This window comes from Microbacterium sp. GW823-FHT02G05, from assembly GCF_058797175.1.
In genome coordinates, this window is the sequence record NZ_JBXAJK010000001.1 from 707,317 (window position 1) to 725,468 (window position 18,152).

At 66.6% G+C, this 18,152-nt stretch carries 19 protein-coding genes; 11 read left to right on the forward strand and 8 right to left on the reverse strand.

Annotation, left to right across the window (positions count from 1 at the left end; all coding sequences use genetic code 11):
• Nucleotides 1–73: 73 nt before the first annotated feature.
• Complete coding sequence (locus AC1REM_RS03315; RefSeq protein WP_492513315.1) at nucleotides 74–1,585, forward strand: DUF7059 domain-containing protein; 1,512 nt, start codon at nucleotides 74–76, stop codon at nucleotides 1,583–1,585.
• A 46-nt stretch (nucleotides 1,586–1,631) separates the two neighbouring features.
• On the opposite strand, the gene AC1REM_RS03320 is transcribed toward AC1REM_RS03315, so the two are convergent.
• Together AC1REM_RS03320 and AC1REM_RS03325 are read right to left on the reverse strand one after the other, a co-directional pair.
• A complete protein-coding gene (locus AC1REM_RS03320) occupies nucleotides 1,632–2,909 on the reverse strand; it encodes a sensor histidine kinase (RefSeq protein WP_492513316.1) in 1,278 nt (425 codons plus the stop codon).
• Nucleotides 2,910–2,914: 5 nt separating this feature from the next.
• On the reverse strand, nucleotides 2,915–3,580 hold the full coding sequence (locus AC1REM_RS03325; protein WP_492513317.1) for a response regulator transcription factor: 666 nt from the start codon (nucleotides 3,578–3,580) through the stop codon (nucleotides 2,915–2,917).
• Nucleotides 3,581–3,716: 136 nt separating this feature from the next.
• Between AC1REM_RS03325 and AC1REM_RS03330 the strand changes: the two genes are divergently transcribed.
• From AC1REM_RS03330 to AC1REM_RS03350, 5 genes are all read left to right on the forward strand, one after another.
• On the forward strand, nucleotides 3,717–4,481 hold the full coding sequence (locus AC1REM_RS03330) for a hypothetical protein (protein WP_492513318.1): 765 nt from the start codon (nucleotides 3,717–3,719) through the stop codon (nucleotides 4,479–4,481).
• Nucleotides 4,478–5,533, forward strand: a complete 1,056-nt coding sequence (locus AC1REM_RS03335; RefSeq protein WP_492513319.1) for a peptidoglycan-binding protein — start codon at nucleotides 4,478–4,480, stop codon at nucleotides 5,531–5,533. Before AC1REM_RS03330 ends, AC1REM_RS03335 begins: the two co-directional genes overlap by 4 nt.
• The gene (locus AC1REM_RS03340) at nucleotides 5,530–6,240 is read left to right on the forward strand and encodes an ABC transporter ATP-binding protein (RefSeq protein WP_492513320.1); all 711 of its coding nucleotides are present in this window, start codon (nucleotides 5,530–5,532) and stop codon (nucleotides 6,238–6,240) included. Before AC1REM_RS03335 ends, AC1REM_RS03340 begins: the two co-directional genes overlap by 4 nt.
• Entirely contained in the window at nucleotides 6,237–7,445 is a 1,209-nt protein-coding gene (locus AC1REM_RS03345) for an ABC transporter permease (RefSeq protein ID WP_492513321.1), read from the forward strand. Before AC1REM_RS03340 ends, AC1REM_RS03345 begins: the two co-directional genes overlap by 4 nt.
• An 84-nt stretch (nucleotides 7,446–7,529) precedes the next feature.
• Nucleotides 7,530–8,585, forward strand: a complete 1,056-nt coding sequence (locus tag AC1REM_RS03350) for an LLM class flavin-dependent oxidoreductase (protein ID WP_492513322.1) — start codon at nucleotides 7,530–7,532, stop codon at nucleotides 8,583–8,585.
• A gap of 15 nt (nucleotides 8,586–8,600) precedes the next feature.
• Here AC1REM_RS03350 and AC1REM_RS03355 read toward each other — a convergent pair whose 3' ends face one another.
• The 4 genes from AC1REM_RS03355 to AC1REM_RS03370 all read right to left on the reverse strand — a co-directional run bounded on the left by AC1REM_RS03355 (nucleotide 8,601) and on the right by AC1REM_RS03370 (nucleotide 11,479).
• A complete protein-coding gene (locus AC1REM_RS03355; RefSeq protein ID WP_492513323.1) occupies nucleotides 8,601–8,933 on the reverse strand; it encodes a hypothetical protein in 333 nt (110 codons plus the stop codon).
• Nucleotides 8,930–9,070 (reverse strand): hypothetical protein, encoded by a 141-nt coding sequence (locus AC1REM_RS03360; protein WP_492513324.1) that lies wholly within the window; start codon nucleotides 9,068–9,070, stop codon nucleotides 8,930–8,932. Before AC1REM_RS03360 ends, AC1REM_RS03355 begins: the two co-directional genes overlap by 4 nt.
• Before the next feature lie 113 nt (nucleotides 9,071–9,183).
• Nucleotides 9,184–9,651 (reverse strand): hypothetical protein, encoded by a 468-nt coding sequence (locus AC1REM_RS03365; RefSeq protein ID WP_492513325.1) that lies wholly within the window; start codon nucleotides 9,649–9,651, stop codon nucleotides 9,184–9,186.
• Between the two features lie 37 nt (nucleotides 9,652–9,688).
• Nucleotides 9,689–11,479, reverse strand: coding sequence for an alkaline phosphatase family protein (locus AC1REM_RS03370; RefSeq protein WP_492513326.1), 1,791 nt, complete (start codon nucleotides 11,477–11,479; stop codon nucleotides 9,689–9,691).
• 70 nt (nucleotides 11,480–11,549) lie between these two features.
• Here AC1REM_RS03370 and AC1REM_RS03375 point away from each other — a divergent pair, with 70 nt between their 5' ends.
• Nucleotides 11,550–11,843 carry a hypothetical protein gene (locus tag AC1REM_RS03375; protein WP_492513327.1) on the forward strand — a complete coding sequence of 98 codons (294 nt, stop codon included), beginning with the start codon at nucleotides 11,550–11,552 and terminating at the stop codon, nucleotides 11,841–11,843.
• Between the two features lie 75 nt (nucleotides 11,844–11,918).
• On the forward strand, nucleotides 11,919–13,346 hold the full coding sequence (locus AC1REM_RS03380; RefSeq protein WP_492513328.1) for a CCA tRNA nucleotidyltransferase: 1,428 nt from the start codon (nucleotides 11,919–11,921) through the stop codon (nucleotides 13,344–13,346).
• A gap of 147 nt (nucleotides 13,347–13,493) precedes the next feature.
• Here AC1REM_RS03380 and AC1REM_RS03385 read toward each other — a convergent pair whose 3' ends face one another.
• Both AC1REM_RS03385 and AC1REM_RS03390 read right to left on the reverse strand, forming a co-directional pair.
• A complete protein-coding gene (locus AC1REM_RS03385; RefSeq protein ID WP_492513329.1) occupies nucleotides 13,494–14,537 on the reverse strand; it encodes a DUF1700 domain-containing protein in 1,044 nt (347 codons plus the stop codon).
• A complete protein-coding gene (locus AC1REM_RS03390) occupies nucleotides 14,534–14,878 on the reverse strand; it encodes a PadR family transcriptional regulator (RefSeq protein ID WP_492513330.1) in 345 nt (114 codons plus the stop codon). The genes AC1REM_RS03385 and AC1REM_RS03390 overlap by 4 nt, the downstream gene beginning before the upstream one ends.
• A gap of 230 nt (nucleotides 14,879–15,108) precedes the next feature.
• On the opposite strand from AC1REM_RS03390, the gene AC1REM_RS03395 reads away from it, so the two are divergent.
• Genes AC1REM_RS03395 through AC1REM_RS03405 form a run of 3 tightly spaced genes read left to right on the forward strand, consistent with a single transcriptional unit; the run spans nucleotide 15,109 to nucleotide 18,120 of the window.
• Nucleotides 15,109–16,137: a LacI family DNA-binding transcriptional regulator gene (locus tag AC1REM_RS03395; RefSeq protein ID WP_492513331.1), complete on the forward strand. Its 1,029-nt coding sequence runs from the start codon at nucleotides 15,109–15,111 to the stop codon at nucleotides 16,135–16,137.
• Complete coding sequence (locus AC1REM_RS03400) at nucleotides 16,134–17,030, forward strand: ribokinase (RefSeq protein WP_204938592.1); 897 nt, start codon at nucleotides 16,134–16,136, stop codon at nucleotides 17,028–17,030. Before AC1REM_RS03395 ends, AC1REM_RS03400 begins: the two co-directional genes overlap by 4 nt.
• Before the next feature lie 46 nt (nucleotides 17,031–17,076).
• The gene (locus tag AC1REM_RS03405; RefSeq protein ID WP_492513332.1) at nucleotides 17,077–18,120 is read left to right on the forward strand and encodes a nucleoside hydrolase; all 1,044 of its coding nucleotides are present in this window, start codon (nucleotides 17,077–17,079) and stop codon (nucleotides 18,118–18,120) included.
• The last annotated feature ends 32 nt before the right edge of the window (nucleotides 18,121–18,152 follow it).

Sequence of the window (18,152 nt, forward strand, 5' to 3'; positions counted from 1 at the left end):
CGGCGGAGAGTCCTAGCCCTGTGATTCTAGGCGGCGCGCCGATGCGAACCCTGGAGGCGCGTAGAGTGACGCAGTGCGACGACAGCTGACCCCCCGCCCTGATGCTGCTCTGTGCGCGGCTCTCGCTGTCGATCTGGATGCCGCCGACCTTCGCTCCGAGCCGCTTCGCGGCGCATGGGGTGATGACGCGGATGATGCGTTCGGCCGTGGCATCCGCGGTCCGCTGCTGCGGGCGACAGAAGGACGTACGGACGCGCTGGCGACCCTGGGTCGCTTCTTCGTCGTGGGGCTGCCTCAGCCCGCGGATGCTGTGGAAGCGGCGCTTCCGACGGTGGGGCTCGCGGGCCTCGAGGGGCTCGGGCTCGCATACCGCGACGACGACCTGGCGGTGCCGGCGGCGCTCGTACGGCCGCAGTCATTCGTCGATGCAGACGGCGTCGGGGAGTGGTGGATCGCGAGCGACCTGGACGAGGTGGCGCTCGGTGGCGCGCTTCCGCCCGACCATGTGCTGGGCGTCGGCGGAGCATCCCGTACCCTCGCCGAACTGGTCATGCCGGTGCCGGTCGCGCGGGCGCTCGACCTGGGCACGGGCTGCGGGATTCAGGCGCTGCTCGTCGCGCGGCACGCCACCAATGTCGTCGCCACCGACATCTCGGCGCGGGCGCTCGCCTATGCCGAGATCAATGCGATGATCGCGGGCGTCACGACGATCGAGTTCCGCCAGGGAAGCATGTTCGAACCCGTTGCGGCGGAGGCGTTCGGGCTGATCGTGTCGAACCCTCCGTTCGTGATCACTCCGCGTGCCGAGGGCATTCCGGAGTACGAGTACCGCGATGGCGGACTCGTCGGGGACGCGCTGGTGGAGAAGTTCGTGCGTGAGGCGCCTGCGTTCCTGATCCCCGGAGGGGCCGCGCAGCTGCTCGGCAACTGGGAAGCACGCGCGGGAGTGGCCGGAATGGAACGCCTGCGCTCATGGGTTCCGGACGGCATCGACGCCTGGGTGATCGAGCGCGAGAGCCTTTCGCCGATCGGCTATGCCGAACTGTGGATCCGCGACGGCGGGACGACACCGCGCGAGCCCGAGTTCGAACCCCTGCTGGAAGCGTGGATCGATGACTTCGCCGGACGTTCTGTGGACGAGATCGGCTTCGGTTACGTGCTGCTGCGCAGACCGAAGGACCCGACGGTGCCACCGCTGAGACGGTTCGAGTCCCTGACCCAGGGCGTCTCCGGCGTCGGACGTGCGCTGCGCGACGGACTGCGCGGCCACGACGCGCTCAACGCGGGGATGCCGGAGCGTCTTGTCGTGGCATCCGATGTCACAGAGGCCCGCCACCACCTGCCGGGCGCCGAGAACCCCAGCGTGATCGAGCTGCGTCAGGGCGGAGGCTTCGCGCGCACCCTCTCGGTCGATTCCGCGCTCGCGGCGTTCGTCGGGGCCTGCGACGGAGAACTGACGGTTGCGCAGATCGTAGGTGCGCTCGCGGACCTGTTCGAGGTGCCGCTCCCAGAACTCTGGGCCGACCTCGAACCGCGGATCCGCGCGCTCGTCGTCGACGGATTCCTCCGGGCACACGACGGCTGAGTCTGACGGACTCGCGTCGGGTGCGCGTGAACCGCCCGCGATGACCTCAGATCGGAAGGATGATTGTGGCGATCAAGCCACCGTCCTGACGGGCGCGCAGGCGCACCTCGCCATCATGTGTCAGGGCGATGCTCTGCACGATCGCGAGCCCCAGTCCAGTGCCATCTGGGCCGGCTGAGGTTCGACTCGCGTCGCCGCGGTAGAACGGCTCTGTGAGCAGATCGACGGTAGCCGGGAGGATCGGCGCGCCGGTGTTCTCGAACTCGATGATCGCGCGTCCGCGCTCACGTCGGCAGCGCACCCACAGATCTCCGCCGGGCGTGTTGTGAAGAACGCCGTTCTCCAGAAGATTGCGCACTGCTCTGGCCAGCAGCACGAAGTCACCCTCGACCGTGAGTGCACGGAGGTCGGCGTGCACACTGACCTCCTGGGCATCCAGGTCGTCGATTTGCTCTTCGATGAGCTCGCGCAGCTCTATCGGCTCGACATGCTCCAACCCGGTGCGCGCGCGGGCAAGCGCCAGCAGCGCCGTGATGAGTCGTTCACTCTGCTCGGTGGCACGGAGGGCACGATGCAGATTGGGCCTCAGGCGAACGGGAACGGTGCCCTGCTCCAGCGGAATCTCGAGGGCGGCGCGGGTGGTCGTCAGGGGAGTGCGCAGCTCATGGGAGGCGTTGGCGACGAAACGGTCCTGCGCGGCGAAGGCCGACTCCAGTCGGTCGAGCATCCCATCGATCGTGTCGCCCAGTTCTTTGATCTCGTCATCCGGACCGGGTAGCTCGAGACGGCGCCCGAGGTCGCGCTCGGAGATGTCGCGGGCAGCCGCAGTGACCTCCCCAATTCGATCGAGTGACCGACGAGCCAGCCAGAACGCGATCGCAGCCGCGACGCCCGTGAACGCGACGAGCACCACGATCGACCACAGCAGGAGGCCGCCGCCGACCTCATCTGCAAGGAACGTCGACTGCTGCAGCACCGCGCCCTCGACCACATCCAGCGTCACGGTGTCGGTCGGGGCGATGGCGGCGAGATCGGATACCGCGGCCGTTGCGGCGAAGTAAGCGCACCCCGTGCCGGTGGAATCGAAAAAGAGGTCGTTGCTGTCGATGAGTGGCTCGATCCCGCCGATGCCCGTTCCATCAGGCGGACTGTTCTCGTGTGCGAACTGCGTGATCGACAGCGATGGCAAGCAGGTGGCCGCCGTCGTGTTGATTGCCGAGGTGAACAGCTGCTGTACAACCAGGTACTGCACGGTGAGCAGGGCAGCGCCTGCGGCGATGAAGACTCCGGCGATGATGATCACCAACCGGGTGCGAAAGCTCATGCGGTTCATTTCGTCCCCACTCGATAGCCGTGACCTGCCGCCGACTCGATGATCTCGGGGGCCCCGAGCTTGCGCCGCAGCGTGTGCACCACGATCTTGACCACGCCGCGGGTGCGTTCCAGGGGTTCGTTCCACACTTCGTCGAGCAGATCGTCGGCGCTGACGTAGCCGCCCTCCGCGGCCAACAGCGTCTCGAGCACGCCGAACTCCTTGAGTGTGAGCCGGATCGGCGTGCCGTCGCGCTCGACGATGCGCCGCACGGTGTCGAGTCGCAGCCCCGCGAACTCCAGCACGGACCTCACCCGCGCAGACTGCCCGCGACGGCTGAGCGCCCTCAGGCGCGCCAGGAGCTCGACGTAGGCGAACGGCTTGGAGAGGTAGTCATCGGCGCCCAGATCGAGGCCCTCGACGCGGTCGTTGAGGGTCCCCGCTGCCGTGAGCATGAGGATGCGCGCCGGGTACTGCTGCGCGACGAGCGTGCGGCACACAGCATCGCCGCTCAGCACCGGCAGATCGCGGTCGAGCACGATGATGTCCACATCGGCAGCGGCGGCCGCGGCCAGTGCGCGGGCGCCGTCGCGGGCGACATCGACGAGATATCCCTCGCGTCTCAGCCCGTCGGCCAGCGTGTCGGCCAGGTCGGTCTCGTCTTCCACGAGCAGCAGTCGCATGGCACCTCCTGACAACAAGGGTGTGCTCCTCGCGGTTAGTTTCCGGTTAGGCACCGTCATACCCACAGCAAACCACCGCATCCGTAGAACTGACTGCACGTCGTGGATACGCCGCGACCGCAAGAAAGGGACAGCCATGTTCGATACGAAAGCACGCCGTTCGCTGGCGGTGATGCCCGCCGTCGTCGCGCTCCTTGCGATCGCTGCCTGCAGCGCCGCACCGGAGGCTGAGGCTCCGAATCACGCCGCAAACGACGCTGCCGCGGCCCGGTTCGTGACGTGCCTCACCAACGAGGGCCAGACGGCGAAGATCGTCAAGGGAGGCCAGGTCGGTCTGCTGATGCCGGATGCTCCCGGGGACGGACCGATGAGCACCCTGAACGACAGCACGGCCTCGCTCAGCATGGGCGAAGGCGAAGATATGCCGATGACGATGTTCTTCTCAGACGAAGACGGCACCTGGCTCGCATCGACCACAGCATCGGGTTACCCGGAGGAGGGCGGTCAGCGCACTGCATGGGAGACATGCGAGAAGAAGGTGCCGGAGTTCACACAGCCGCAGCCAGACATCTCGATCAAGGAGGGTGCGCAGACGCAGATGATCTCCCCCGAGGAGATCATCGAATCTGGTCTCGCCTTCGCCTCGTGCGCCCGCAAGAACGGATTCACAGACTTCGCTGACCCCGACGCCGATGGCATGCTCACGCTGCCGGTCGGAATCACCGAGGATGAAGCGCGGACGCTTCTCGAGGCATGTGCCGATTCAGTGAAGGACATTCCGCCCATGTTCACACCGGAGAGCATCGAAGCGGCTGGCTTCGACTGGTTTGCACTGATGGGAGAGTACTTCGACGGCGCCTTCACTGCGGCGACAGTCATGCCCGAGGGCGGTGACGAATGAGCCGTCGACTGACGAAGGTGCTCGTGCCGGTGGGAGTGCTGCTTGTGGTCGCGGCTGTGGCACTGGCGGTTCTGCGACCGTGGAGCTCGGTCGCCGAGTCTCCGGATGCCACGAAAAGACCGGTCACCGCCACGGCAGAACTGACCACTCTCACGTCAGATCTGAGGTTGAACGGGAACCTGAGCTACGGGGCATCCATCGCTCTGCCTGGCAGAGGGGGAACCATCACTCGACTGCCGGGGGCCGGCGAGGTGATCGGTGTCGGTCAGGCGATCTATGAGGTCGACGGGAGGCCGGTGATCGCGATGCGCGGTGAGCGCCCCTTCTGGCGCGACCTGAGCCTTGGCGTGGAGAACGGCCCCGACGTCCGCCAGCTGGAGCAGGCTCTCGCCGACCTCGGCTTTGGGAAGGACATGACGGTGGATGACGAGTTCACCGCGGTCACTGAGGCGAACGTCGTCGCCTGGCAGAAGGCGCTCGGTGTGACGAAGGACGGCATCGTCAAGCTCGGCGACGTCGTCGCGATCGCGGATGCGTCGGTGCGGGTCGAGTCGGTCAAGGCTCAGCTGGGTGACCCTGCGGGAACGAGCCCGCTGACGTACACGAGCACTGTCCTTCGCGTGATCGCGAAGCTCACGGATGCGCAGGCGCGCGAAATCCTGCCGGCGACCCGAGTGACGGTCATCCTCCCTGACGGCACGGAGGCACCGGCCACCGTGACGGTCATCAACCCGGGTGGTCAGCCGACTGCGAAGGAAGGGGAGACCACACCGGCTACGGCGAACGTCGAGTTCGACGACCCGACCGTCGCAGCGGGGATCGGGTTGCGCGCAGTCAAGGTCGTGTTCGCCACCTCGGAAGTGAAGGACGCCCTGGTCGTGCCCGTCACCGCCCTCGTGGCGACCATCGACGGGGGGTATGCCGTCGATGTGCTGCGCAAGGGAGACAAGATCGAACGCGTCGCTGTGGAGATCGGGCTGATCGCCGACACGAAGGCGCAGGTGGTCGGCGGCGACCTCGCGGCCGGCGATGCGGTGGTGGTGGCGCAATGACGACCGACACCGTCGTCGAATTGGTCGACGTCATCAAGGAGTATCCCGGCAGCCCACCGCTGAGGGTTTTGCACGGCATGAGTCTCGCGATCGAGAGCGGCGAGCTGGTGGCGGTCGTCGGAGCATCCGGATCAGGAAAGAGCACGATGCTCTCGATCATGGGCACGCTCGACGATCCTACGAGTGGCACCGTGCTGATCGACGGGATGGATGCTGCGGCGCTCGCTGAGCGCGATCGTGCGGTTCTGCGTGCTCGCCGCATCGGGTTCGTGTTCCAGCAGTTCTTCCTGCTGCCGGCACTCAGCGCGCTGGACAACGTCGCCCTCGGACTGCTCTACTCCGGAGTTCCGGCAGCGGAACGCTCTGCGCGCGCGGTGGCCGCACTGGAGCGGGTGGGTCTCGGCGCTCGCATGAAGCATCGCCCAGGGCAGTTGTCGGGTGGCGAGCAGCAGCGCGTCGCGATCGCCAGAGCGATCGTCGGCAACCCTGTGGTGCTTTTCGCCGATGAGCCGACGGGAGCACTCGATTCGACCACGGGCGAGCGCATTCTCGAGCTGCTCACCTCCATCGCCGACTCGGGTACCGCGGTCGTGATCATCACGCATGACGCCCACATCGCCGAGCGCACGCAGCGGCAGGTGAGCATTCATGACGGCCGCATTGTGAGCGATACGGGATCGCGGGAGAGGGAAGAGGTCGCGGTATGAGACGCAGAGGGGAGCGGATCCCGCGGCTCAGCGTTGCGGACAGCATCCGCACGGCGCTCATCGGCCCTCGCAGCCGGAAGATGCGAACGGCACTATCGGCGCTCGGCGTCGCAGTCGGCATCGCGGCGCTGACAGCCATCACGGGTATCGCCGCATCGAATCAGGCGGAGCTTCTGGCCAAGCTCGACGCGCTTGGGGCAAACATGATCGTCGTGCAGCCCGGCTATGGGCCCGACAACAAACCGGTCGCCCTTCCTGAGACTGCAGCCGGGATGATCGAACGAGTCGATGGTGTCGGGCAGGTGGGCGTGCTCGAGAAGGTGCCCGAAGGCACCGGCGTGTATCGCAACGACCTCATACCGAAGAGCCAGGGAAACGGTCTCACGGTGTTCGCGGCGAGTCCGGACTTTCTGTCGTCGGTCGAGGGATCTGTCGCGCAAGGCTCCTGGTTCGATGAGACAGATCGTTCGCTGCCGGTGACCGTGCTCGGTTCCGCTGCTGCTGCGCGAATGGGGATCACCGAGACGGGTGTGCGTGTCTGGATCGGCGAGCAGTGGTACACCGTGATCGGGATCCTCGATTCGGCAGGTCTTGCCGAATCGATCGACGCGAGCGCCTTCCTCGGTGATCATTGGGCGGCCGAGCGGGTCTCGAAGAAGGGCGACGACAGGATCGCCTCGATCTACGTGCGGATGGAGGAGGGCTCCACAGGAGAGAAGGTGCGCGATGCCATCGCCCGCGCGGCGAACCCCTCCTCTCCCTACGTGCAGGTGACCGGACTCGGCGACCTCGCCGGGGCGCGGGATACCGCGGACGACTCGCTGTCGGGGCTCGCAGTCGGTCTCGCAGCAATCGCCCTGCTGGTCGGAGGAATCGGAATCGCGAACACCATGGTGGTGGCGGTACTGGAGCGTCGGGGTGAGATCGGGCTGCGGCGGGCGCTCGGCGCACGGTCAGGACAGGTTGCAGGCCAGTTCGTTGCGGAGGCTATCGTGCTCGGTGGATTGGGTGGCATCGCAGGCGTGATCTGCGGGGCGCTCGGTGTTTTCGCCTATGCGGCGATCCAGGGGCAGTCGGCGACGATCCCGGTGGTCGTGCTCGTCGGTGGCCCGCTCGTGGCGCTGGTGGTCGGCGTGATCGCGGGACTCTATCCCGCGATCAGTGCGGCACGTCTGTCGCCGACATCCGCTCTGCGGACGGTCTGACGGAGGTGAGGTGGCCCGTTCGTTGCGAGACGGGCCGCCTCAGCCGCGGGGAATACCGCCAGCGTTCATGCGTTTGCATACGACATGAAGGCATTCGGATTCCTCTCGTTCGGGCACTACGGCAACGTGCAGGGTTCGCTGACGCGTACTGCCGGAGACATGCTGAAGCAGACCATCGAGATCGCTGAGGGCGCCGATGAAATCGGCGTCAACGGCGCGTACGTGCGCGTGCACCACTGGGCGAAGCAGGCAGCATCCCCGATGCCCCTCCTGTCGGCCATGGCGGCACGCACGAAGCGCATCGAAGTCGGCACCGGCGTGATCGACATGCGCTACGAGAACCCGTTCCAGTTCGCCGAGGAGGCCGCAGCCCTCGACTACATCGCCGACGGCCGCATTGCCCTCGGTGTGAGCCGTGGGTCACCCGAGACCGCGCTGCGCGGGTACGAGACCTTCGGCTTCGAGGATGCGGAGGACACGGAGCGCGGCAGTGTGCTCGCCCGTGAGAAGTTCGACCTGTTCCTTCGCGCGATCGACGGAGAGCGGTTCGCTCCCGGTGACCCCCGGATGGTCGGAGCGGGTCAGTACCTGCCGGTTGAGCCGCATTCCCCGGGATTGCGGGAGCGGATCTGGTGGGGTTCCGGATCGAGCGCGACCGCGGGTGAGACGGGCCGTCAGGGGCTCAACATGATGAGCTCGACGCTCGTCACCGAGGCGACCGGTGAGCCATTCCACGTGCTGCAGCGGAAGCAGATCGACATCTTCCGTGCCGCGTTCAAGGAGGCGGGTCATACTCGGCGTCCCCGCGTCTCGGTGAGCCGGAGCGTCTTCCCGCTGATCAGCGACAAGGACCGCGCCTACTTCGGTCTGCGTAACGCTGAGAACGGCGATCAGATCGGAGTGATCGACGGGCTGCGCTCGACCTTCGGGAAGACCTATGCGGCGGAACCCGATGAGCTGATCCGGCAGTTGCGCGAGGACGAGGCGGTCATGGCCGCAGACACCCTCATGCTCACGATTCCGAACCAGCTCGGGCCCGAGTACAACCTGCACGTGCTCGAGTCATTCGCGAAGTACGTCGCCCCGGAACTCGGCTGGAAGCCGAACACAGAAGGACCGGTGCAGGGCGACGCCGTGTGACGGGCTGTCGCCCCGTCAGCCGATCTGCTCCCAGCGATCCTCGGTGAAGACACCGGATCCGAGTTCGGTGATCGCCGACAGCACTTCAGCGCGTGTGAGCACATACTCGCGGGGGTAATCGACGGCCTGCCCGCCGACGGTCAGATCGACGGTGTCGTCGTCGTCATCATCAGGCTCGGTCGAGGTCAGAGCGTTGGCGATGCGCTGACCGGAATCGCGTGTGGCCGTCACGATGAACTGCTCCGGGCCGCCGCCGATCATGACCTCCCACCCGGAGATCTCGCGGGTGATGAGTGTGTGCGTCTGTCCGTCGAGCTCATCGATGCCCCAGGAGTCGGTCGCCGTCATGCGCTCAGTCTCGCAGGATCATCCGGATTCGGCCGCAGGAATTTCGTCATGAAGACGCTGTGCGGGTCGTCGGCGTAGTTCCCGAGGGCGACCATGCCGACGATCTGCTCTTCGTCGCGGGCCGCCCACATGCGCACATGTGGCTGCTGCAGAGCACTGAGATCGAGTGCCTGTCGCCCATCTCGGACGCCGACTCCTCCGCCGGAAGGACGCGCCCCTGGTGCGAGATCCTGCCGGACGTCTACGGAGCTCAGTCCGAACTGCCGTAGATGACAGCGGCCACCACCGCGCCGGGGCCGTGCTCGAGAACGCCATTGACCCTGATCGCATTGACGTCCGCGATAGGTGCGGACAGCGACAGCGCCTGGTCTGTGCCGTCGCAGACAAGAGCGACCGAATCAAGGCCCTTCCAAGTGGACTCCGTGCGCACCACGACGCCGAAGCGCCCGCCGCCGTCACCGAAGCAGGCTATTCTCACGCCGTCCACGCGGCGACCAGACTCATATGTGAGTTCCACACCTGCGTTGTCGCCGAGTGGCTCATCGCCCGGCCGCGAGGGATAACTCCCCGAACCAAGAACATCCGCACCGTTCGACGCCGCCTCAATGAACGCGCTGGCTTCCACTTCAGCCGCGCGCCAGTCGGTCTCGGGCGAGGCGCAGGCCGCAAGGACGACTGCGAGTGGCAGCGTCAAGATCAGAGAGGTGAGGCGGCGCATGGCCGTCAGCGTAGGGGGAGTCGCATCTGAGCGCCAATCACACCTCTCCGGGAGGGCCGAAGAGGCCCTGCCCGTGGGTGTTGAGCAGGTCGTAGGCCTGCCCGAAGGTCTGCGGGATCTCTTCATCCGGCATCCCGAAGCGCGCCAGCAGGAGTCCGAGGAGTCCGTGCGCGGGCGGGGTCAGCGGCTTGGTCTTGTGCGTGTGCGCCGGATGGGGCGGTGTCGCCTGCGGGTTCGTCGGGGTGAAGGCGGGTGTGGTTTCGGGCCAATCGGCCGGATGCCGTGGCTTGTCGAGGTTCACGACGCTGAACAGATCATTCGCGGTCGCGTCGCGTCGGGTCAGTGGCTTGAGACCGTGCAGGCGGCTCAGCGTCGCGATGACGGCCCCATGATGCATCTCGTCATTGATCACGGTGCCCCGGCGCGTGTAGGCCGAGACGGCGATGGCCGGCACGCGACATCCGAGTCGATCGAACTCGAACCCCATCTCGCCCGGGTCGTCGCCGACGACCGGGGGAGTGGCTGCCGGCGGAACGACGTGGTCGTAGCATCCGCCGTGCTCATCGAACGTAATCAGGAAGAGAGTGTTGAGGGCGTTCGATCCCTTGGGAGTCTTGCTCAGCCGGATGGCGTCATAGACCTCGTGCACCAGCTGGTCGCCGGCGCGCACGTCGGAGTGCGCGCTGTTGATGACCATCTCGCCATTGACCTCGCTCTCGTGCAGCTTGCCGAATGGCGGGTGGAAGTCGTTGTGGTTGTACACCATGCGCGGCTCGATGAACGCATAGACGGGGAGGGTGCCGTTCTCGACGTCGGCGTAGAAGTCCTCCATCGTGCCGAAATGGTCGGTCTTCCAGTACTGCTCCAGCACGGGGGCGTGCAGGACGCCCGTGTACGAGACCATCTGCAGCTTGTCGATGTAGATCTTCCAGCTGAGGCCGGCTTCCTCAAGGCGGTTGAAGATCGTCGGCTCGGGATTCGCGTCGAGCCACTTGTCGTATCCGCCTCCGTGCTTGTTCGTGACGAAGCCGTGCGAGGTGGAGGCGTGGAAGAACGAGCGATTGCAGAAGGTCTGCGACGGCACCGCGGCGAACCAGTTGTCGAACACGGCGAACTCGCGGGCGAGCGTCGACAGCGTCGGCAGCATCTCGGGCGAGAACGAGCCCATGATGTGGCGGGCCGCATCGATCGACGGCTCGACGCCCTTCTTCAACCGCGTGTAGTTGATGATGTAGTCGTGCAGGAAGCCACCCATCGTGGCCTGCTCGCCGTTCTGCGGGGTGTTGAACGGGTGCTTCATGCCCTCGACGAACAGTGCCGCGTTGGTGGCCGGCTCGACGGTGTTGAAGATCTGGGTGTTGACGTGCGGGTATTCCTCGCCCGGGTCCGGGTCGGGCCAGCCCATGATCGTGTCGGTCGGCCCCTCGTAGATGTGCGCAGGAACCCAGGTCACGCCGTCCGGCGCGAAGTTGCCGTAGTCGCCGAAGGCGAGCCCGTTGAAGGTCTGCCCCTTGGGCAGGTTCTTGCTCGTGTAGAGGTAGCCGAGCAGATTGTCGAAGGAGCGGTTCTCGCCCATGAGGACCACGATGTGGTCGAAGCCGGGCACGTGCCGGGGAGAGAGTGCACCGAAATCGTGCTGTGCTTCGAGAAAGCCCTCGCGGTGGCCGATGGATGCGCCGATGGCCGCGCCGCCGACACCGCCGACCGCTGCACCTGCAGCGGCGATGCCGCCGAACTTGAAGAAGTCGCGGCGTGAGGTCTTCTTCGCGGAGGCGTCGGCAGCGGCGTCTTCGCCGGTGGTGTCGTTGTCGCGCGGGGGCGTGGTCATGGGCAGATTCTATTGAGTGCGCGGGGGCCAGGGGGTGCGCGTCTGAGCGAGGTCGCCTAGGGTGGGGCGCGTGAGCGAACTCGATGACACCTCCGTCGCCGGACGCGTCCGTGCCGTGCAGCAGGAGTACGCAGCGAAGCAGAATCGCTTCTTCATCCTCTTCGCGATCATCGAAGGTGGGCTGCTCGCCCTCCTTGGAGTGCTCATCTACGGAGTCGAGCTGATCGATCCGGATGTCGGCCTGTGGATCCTGCTCGGCGTCGCGGCCGTCGGCGGGTTCACGATGATGGCGCTGCTGATGCGGCTGATGACGCAGCGCAATGCCGCCGTCGACCAGGCACGCGGAGTGACACCGCTGACCTGATCCGGGCGGATCGACTTCGCCAGGATGCATCCGCCCGACGGGTGCGCACGGCGAGACCCCGGTACGCTGGAATCCATGCTCAATATGGCCGAGGGACTCGTCCGTCTTCGCGCGCTCGCGGAGAATCCGGTCGTTCGCACCCTCGCCCAGGCCTTTGCGGCCGCGGGTTTCGACCTCGCCGTCGTCGGAGGACCGGTGCGCGACGCACTGCTGGGCAGGGTCACGAACGACCTCGACTTCACGACGAATGCGATGCCGGATGACATCCTCCGCATCGTCACCCCGATCTCCAGCACTCAGTGGGACATCGGTCGCGAGTTCGGCACGATCGGCGCCCGCGTGCAGGGCGAGCAGGTTGAGATCACGACCTACCGTGCCGACAGCTACGACGGACTGACGCGCAAGCCCACCGTCGAGTTCGGCGACACCATCGACGGTGACCTGCTGCGCCGCGACTTCACGGTGAACGCGATGGCGCTGCAGGTGCCGCAGGTTCGCCTGATCGATCCGACCGGCGGCGTGGAAGACCTCGTGGCGCGTGCGCTGCGCACCCCGACGGATCCGGCGGTCAGCTTCGGCGACGATCCGCTGCGGATGCTCCGGGGAGCCCGCTTCAGCGCGCAACTGGGCTTCGACATCGAGCAGGCGACCCTGGACGCGATCACCGAACTGCGCGCGACGCTCAGCATCGTCAGCCCCGAGCGGGTGCAGGGCGAGCTCGTCAAGCTGCTGCAGACCGATGACCCCGTGCGCGGCATCCGCGTCCTGGTCGACACCGGGCTCATCGAGGAGTTCCTTCCCGAGGTCTCGGCGCTGCGCCTGGAGGTCGACGAGCACCACCACCACAAAGACGTCTACGAGCACTCGCTCACGGCACTGGAACAGGCGATCGCACTGGAGCGCACCCGGCACCCGGATGCAGCGCCGGACGCTGCGTTGCGCCTGGCCGTGCTGCTGCACGATATCGGCAAGCCTCGTACCCGCAAGCTGGAGGACGGGGGAGTGGTCTCGTTCCATCACCATGATGTCGTCGGTTCCCGCATGGCGCGCAAGCGCCTGCAGAGTCTGCGCTTCGACAAGGACACGACCGATGCGGTGTCGAAGCTGATCGAGCTGCATCTGCGCTTCTTCGGCTACGCCGAGGGAGCGTGGACGGATGCGGCAGTGCGCCGCTACGTGCGCGACGCCGGCGACCAGCTGGAGCGCCTGCACATCCTCACCCGCGCCGATGTCACGACGCGCAACAAGCGCAAGGCCAAGCGCCTCGCCGCCGCGTATGACGACATCGAGAAGCGGATCGCCGCGCTGCGCGAGCAGGAGGAGCTCGACGCGATCCGCCCCGATCTCGACGGCAACCAGATCCAGCAGATCCTGGGCATCAGCCCCGGACGTGAGGTCGGCGAGGCCTACAAGTTCCTGATGGAGCTGCGCCTCGACGAGGGGGCGATCGGAGCGGATGCTGCCGAGCAGCGCCTGCGCGAATGGTGGGCCACGCGCGGCTGATCTGCACGCACGAACGACGGATGCCCCGGGCGATGGCCCCGGAGCATCCGTCGTCTTAGTCTTCGTCCGAGTCGTCGACGGGGCGCTCGGCCCGCAGCGCCTCCTCGACGAGGTGCGTGAGGTCGATCGAGATGATGCGCGGGGTGGTCATGGTGTCGGCTCCGTCGGCGTGACAGGAGTGGGAGTCGGAGTCGGAGTCGGGGTGGGCGCGGCGCTCGGCTCTACGAGCGTGGGTGCCTGTGCGAATGGAGGCTTCGCGGCCTTTGCTCGATTCTTGTCAACCTCGCCGCGTTCCATGTTGAACGGGGCGATATCGAGCGGATACAGGTTCCACACGGGGCGGTTCTGGGCGTTGATGAATGGGACCGTCACGTCATCTTCACCATTCCACCACCCTCGGTAGGTGCTGTCTGAGAACTCGGAGCTTTGCGCGCCGAAGAGATCGAGCGGCGTTCCATCGTCGGTGAAGATCTGCGCGCCGTCGATCAGCTCGCCGGAGGCGTCGTAGACGAAGAGGTTGCCGATCTGCGCCCCATCAAGAAGGAGTCCCGTCGTGGGTGCGGTATCCGCATACACGTAGGTGGGGACGGTGGCTGCAACCCAGCCGAGAGGGAGTCCGATCACAACGAGGAAACTCGCGACCGTGCGGATGTGCCGCAACCAGTTGTTGGGCAGCCAGCGGTCGCGACCCCACTGTACGCTCACCACGACGAGTCCGATGAGCAGTGCCCACGCCAACAGGAAGCTCTCGAACGAGTGCTGTCCCGTCAGCGTGCGCGGACCCGCGTTGAACCACGCTCCCGCGATTGCATAGAGCGCGAAACCACGTAGCACCCACCACACCGGACGAAGGGCAACCAGAAAGTCAGTAAGCCAGGCGCCCAAACCTGTGCGTCGGATTCTGCCAACAATGCGCCCGAAGCGCGCAGACACGCGGATATGCAGCGGCGTCCGCGTGTCTGTTGCTGATTTCTCGGGCAAGCCTGCGGCCGTGCGCAGCTCGCGCGCGTACTCGGCGGGGTCGCCCAACTGGAACGCGTCGTCGCTGTCGGCGGCCTGATCCGTCAGGTCGCCGACGAGGCCTTCGACGAGGTCATCGACATCTTCGGCCGGCAGATCGGAGAGCTCAGCGCGCACAGCGGCGGCGAAGGCGCGAATCTGCTCGTCGACGGTGGTGAGGGTGTCGTTCATCGCTGCGCTCCAACTTCATGACGGGGGGTGGTGAGAAGGTCAGACATTGCTGTCGCGAAGTGCTCCCAGGTGACCCGCTGCTCGTCGAGCATCGTGGTGCCCTGAGAGGTGATCGCGTAGTACTTGCGGTGAGGACCGCCATCCGACGGAACGACATAGCTCGACAGTGCTCCGGCCGCGTAGAGCCGACGAAGCGTCCCGTACACCGACGCGTCGCCGACGTCGCCGAGCCCCGCGTCGCGAAGCCGCCGCACGATGTCGTAGCCGTAGCCGTCCTCATCACCGACGACAGCGAGGACCGCGACGTCGAGCACGCCCTTCAGTAGTTGCGTCGTATCCATCGCCTCTCCTTCGCCATCTCCTGATGACTCCATTGCGAGGCACACTACCACGGTATGCGCAGTAGTATCCAGAAGAAGATAGCGCACGGATGGCCCGCTCCCGAGAGCCCCCTGTTTCCGCGGATTCTCGCTGATCTGGGCTGCGTTCTGAAAGCCATGCTTGCCACCGGCAGTGCGCAGGGCTAGGCTCCTGACCAATTCGTAAGCGCTTACGTTCGCAAAGGAGCGACGTGGTTGTAACGGTGTACGACGTGGCACAGGCGACGGGACTCTCGATCGCCAGCGTGTCCCGCGCGCTCAACGGGCGCCCCGGTGTCTCGGCGGCGACAAGCGAGCGCATCGTGAAGATCGCGACCGATCTGGGCTATCAGCCCAACGAGGTTGCGCGTTCGCTCGTGGCCAAGGCCACGCAGACCATCGCTCTGCTCGTGCCGGACATCACAAACCCGTTCTTCCCGGAGTTGGTCAAAGGAGTGCAGTCCGTCGCCGACGAGGGCGACCAGCTGCTTCTGCTCCTCGACGCGCCCTCCGACCCGCACCGCCTCGCCGATCGCCTTGCCGCGCTGCGACGCAAGCAGGTCGACGGTGTGATCGTGGTCGCAAGCGAGCTCGATTCTGCCGACGACGATCTCTTTCACGGCATCCCCGGGGTCTTCCTCGACCGTGCGGGTAGCGGGTCAGCACCCAGCGTGAGCGTCGACCAGGAACAGGCGGCGCACCTCGCCACGCGCCACCTCATCACCCGGGGACACCGGCGTATCGCCCACGTGCTCGGCCCCGAGAAACTGGCGGTCTCGGCCCTGCGCCGCCGTGGGTGGGAGCGCGCCTGCCGTGAGGCTGACCTGCCCGCCGGCGACGATCTCGTCTTCCATGGCGACTTTCTCGAAGAGGGCGGCTTCCACGCGGCCGAGCAGATCCTCGACGCCCGCGACAGCATCACTGCCGTGTTCGCAGCCAACGATCTCAGCGCGATCGGGGTGCTCGCGTGTTGCGCGGCTCGTGGCGTCTCCGTGCCCGAAGACCTGTCTGTGATCGGGCTCGACGGCATCGAGCTGGCACGGTTCACCGCTCCGGCGCTCACCACGGTCGCGCAACCGATCCGAGAGCTCGGGGAGCGGGCATGCGCCCTGCTGCTCGACGTGATCTCCGGCGCTTCGGCCGGCGATGTCGTCCTGCCCGTGCGACTCATCGACGGCGCGAGCGTGCAGACCCATTCAGGAGACGGTGGCGCAAGCCCCACGAACGGAGATGAAAGATGACGGGTCGTGTGGTGGTGTGCGGATCGCTCAACGCCGATGTCACCTTCGCCGTGGAGCGGATCCCCGTCGTCGGCGAGACGACCGTGGCGTCGGGGACCGCGCGATCCTCAGGAGGAAAGGGCGCGAACCAGGCCTACGCGGCGGCGCGCACGGCGCGCACAGCCGACGTGCTCATGGTCGGCGCCGTCGGCGCGGATGAAGCCGGAGATGTGCTTCGCGCCGAACTCGCCGCGGCGGGCGTCGACACCTCCCTTGTACGCAGGGTGGACGCACCGACGGGCCAGGCCTTCATCGCGGTCGATGCAGAAGGCGGAAACATCATCGTGGTCGCCCCGGGCGCCAATCTCGAATGGTCAACCGACGAGCAGCCCCCGTTGGCGGCAGACGACACGGTCGTACTCCAGCTGGAGATCCCGCTGGCCGCCGTTGCCAGGATCGCCACGCAGGCCCGAGGCCTTGGAGCGCGGGTCGTCCTGAACGCCGCTCCGGCCGTCGCGGCCGCACAGACGCTGCTCGATGCGGTCGATATCCTCGTGGTCAACGAGCCGGAAGCAGAGGAACTGCTCGGACTCGATGCGAAGGCCACAGCGGAGATCAGCCGCAGCGCCGCACGTCTCGACCTTGACATCGTCGTCACCCGCGGATCCGACTCCACTCTCCTCGCCACTCGCGACGGCGAGCTCACCGAGATTCCCACACTCTCCGTCTCCGCGCTCGACACGGTCGGCGCAGGAGATGCCTTCGTCGGCACGCTCGTCGCCGCGATCGCCGAGGGCCACAGCCTTCCGGAGGCCGCGCGTCGCGCGTCCGCCGCGGGCGCCGCGACTGTGACGGTTCGCGGCGCTCGGCACCCCGATCTGTCACCCGCACTTCTCGATCAGATGCTGTCCTAGCCGACCGCATCTCCCTTCCCGAATCCGCGTCTGCAAAGGAGCATCCGTGACCGGCACCACCACCCGCATCCCACTCATCCTCGACGTCGACACCGGCATCGACGACTCTCTCGCCCTGCTCTACCTGCTGGCGAGCCCCGAAGCCGAGATCGTCGCGATCACCTGCACGGCAGGAAACGTCCCCGCGCGGCAGGTCGCGATCAACAACCTCGCCTGGTTGGAGCTCTGCGGTCGTGAAGGGGTGGAGGTCTCACTCGGGGCCGAGATCCCCGTCATCCAGCCGCTCATGACGACCGAGGAGACGCACGGACCGCAGGGCATCGGCCATGCCGAGCTGCCTGCGCCCACCCAGGAGATCTCCGCACGCCACGCCACCGAGGTGTGGATCGACACGGTCCGCTCGCGGCCCGGTGAGGTCATTGGACTCGTCACCGGCCCGCTCACCAACCTCGCGCTCGCCCTCAAGCTGTGCCCGGAGCTTCCGCTGCTGCTCAAGCGCCTCGTGATCATGGGCGGCGCGTTCAACTACCCGGGGAACACCACGCCGACCACCGAGTGGAACATCGCCGTGGATCCGGATGCCGCGAAGATCGTGTTCGACGCATTCTCCGTGGTTCCCGCGGATCGACGACCCGTCATCTGCGCGCTGGACGTGACCGAGCGCATCGAGATGAAGCCGGAGCACATCGCCGCGCTGGCTGAAGCGGCCGGCAGCACCCCCGCAGAGATCATCTCACCCGATGACGCGCTCGGCCTGCGCTCGACGGCGAGCAACACCGTCATCCGGCACCTCTCTGATGCCGTGCGCTTCTACATGGAGTTCCACCGAGACCAGGACCAGGGGTTCCTGGCGCATATGCACGACCCCTTCGCAGCGGCGATCGCGCTCGATCCCTCGCTCGGCACGACCCGTGCCGCCACCGTCGACGTCGAACTCGCCGGCACCCTCACCCGCGGGCAGACCGTCGCCGACTGGCGCGGAATGTGGGGCCGCGAGCCCAACGCGGACATCGTCGTCGACACCGACCCGGCGGAGTTCTTCCGCATGGTGATCGACCGCGTCGGCCGCTTCGCACGCGAAGTCGGCTGAGAAGAAAGCGCACGAACCACCCATCCGAACGA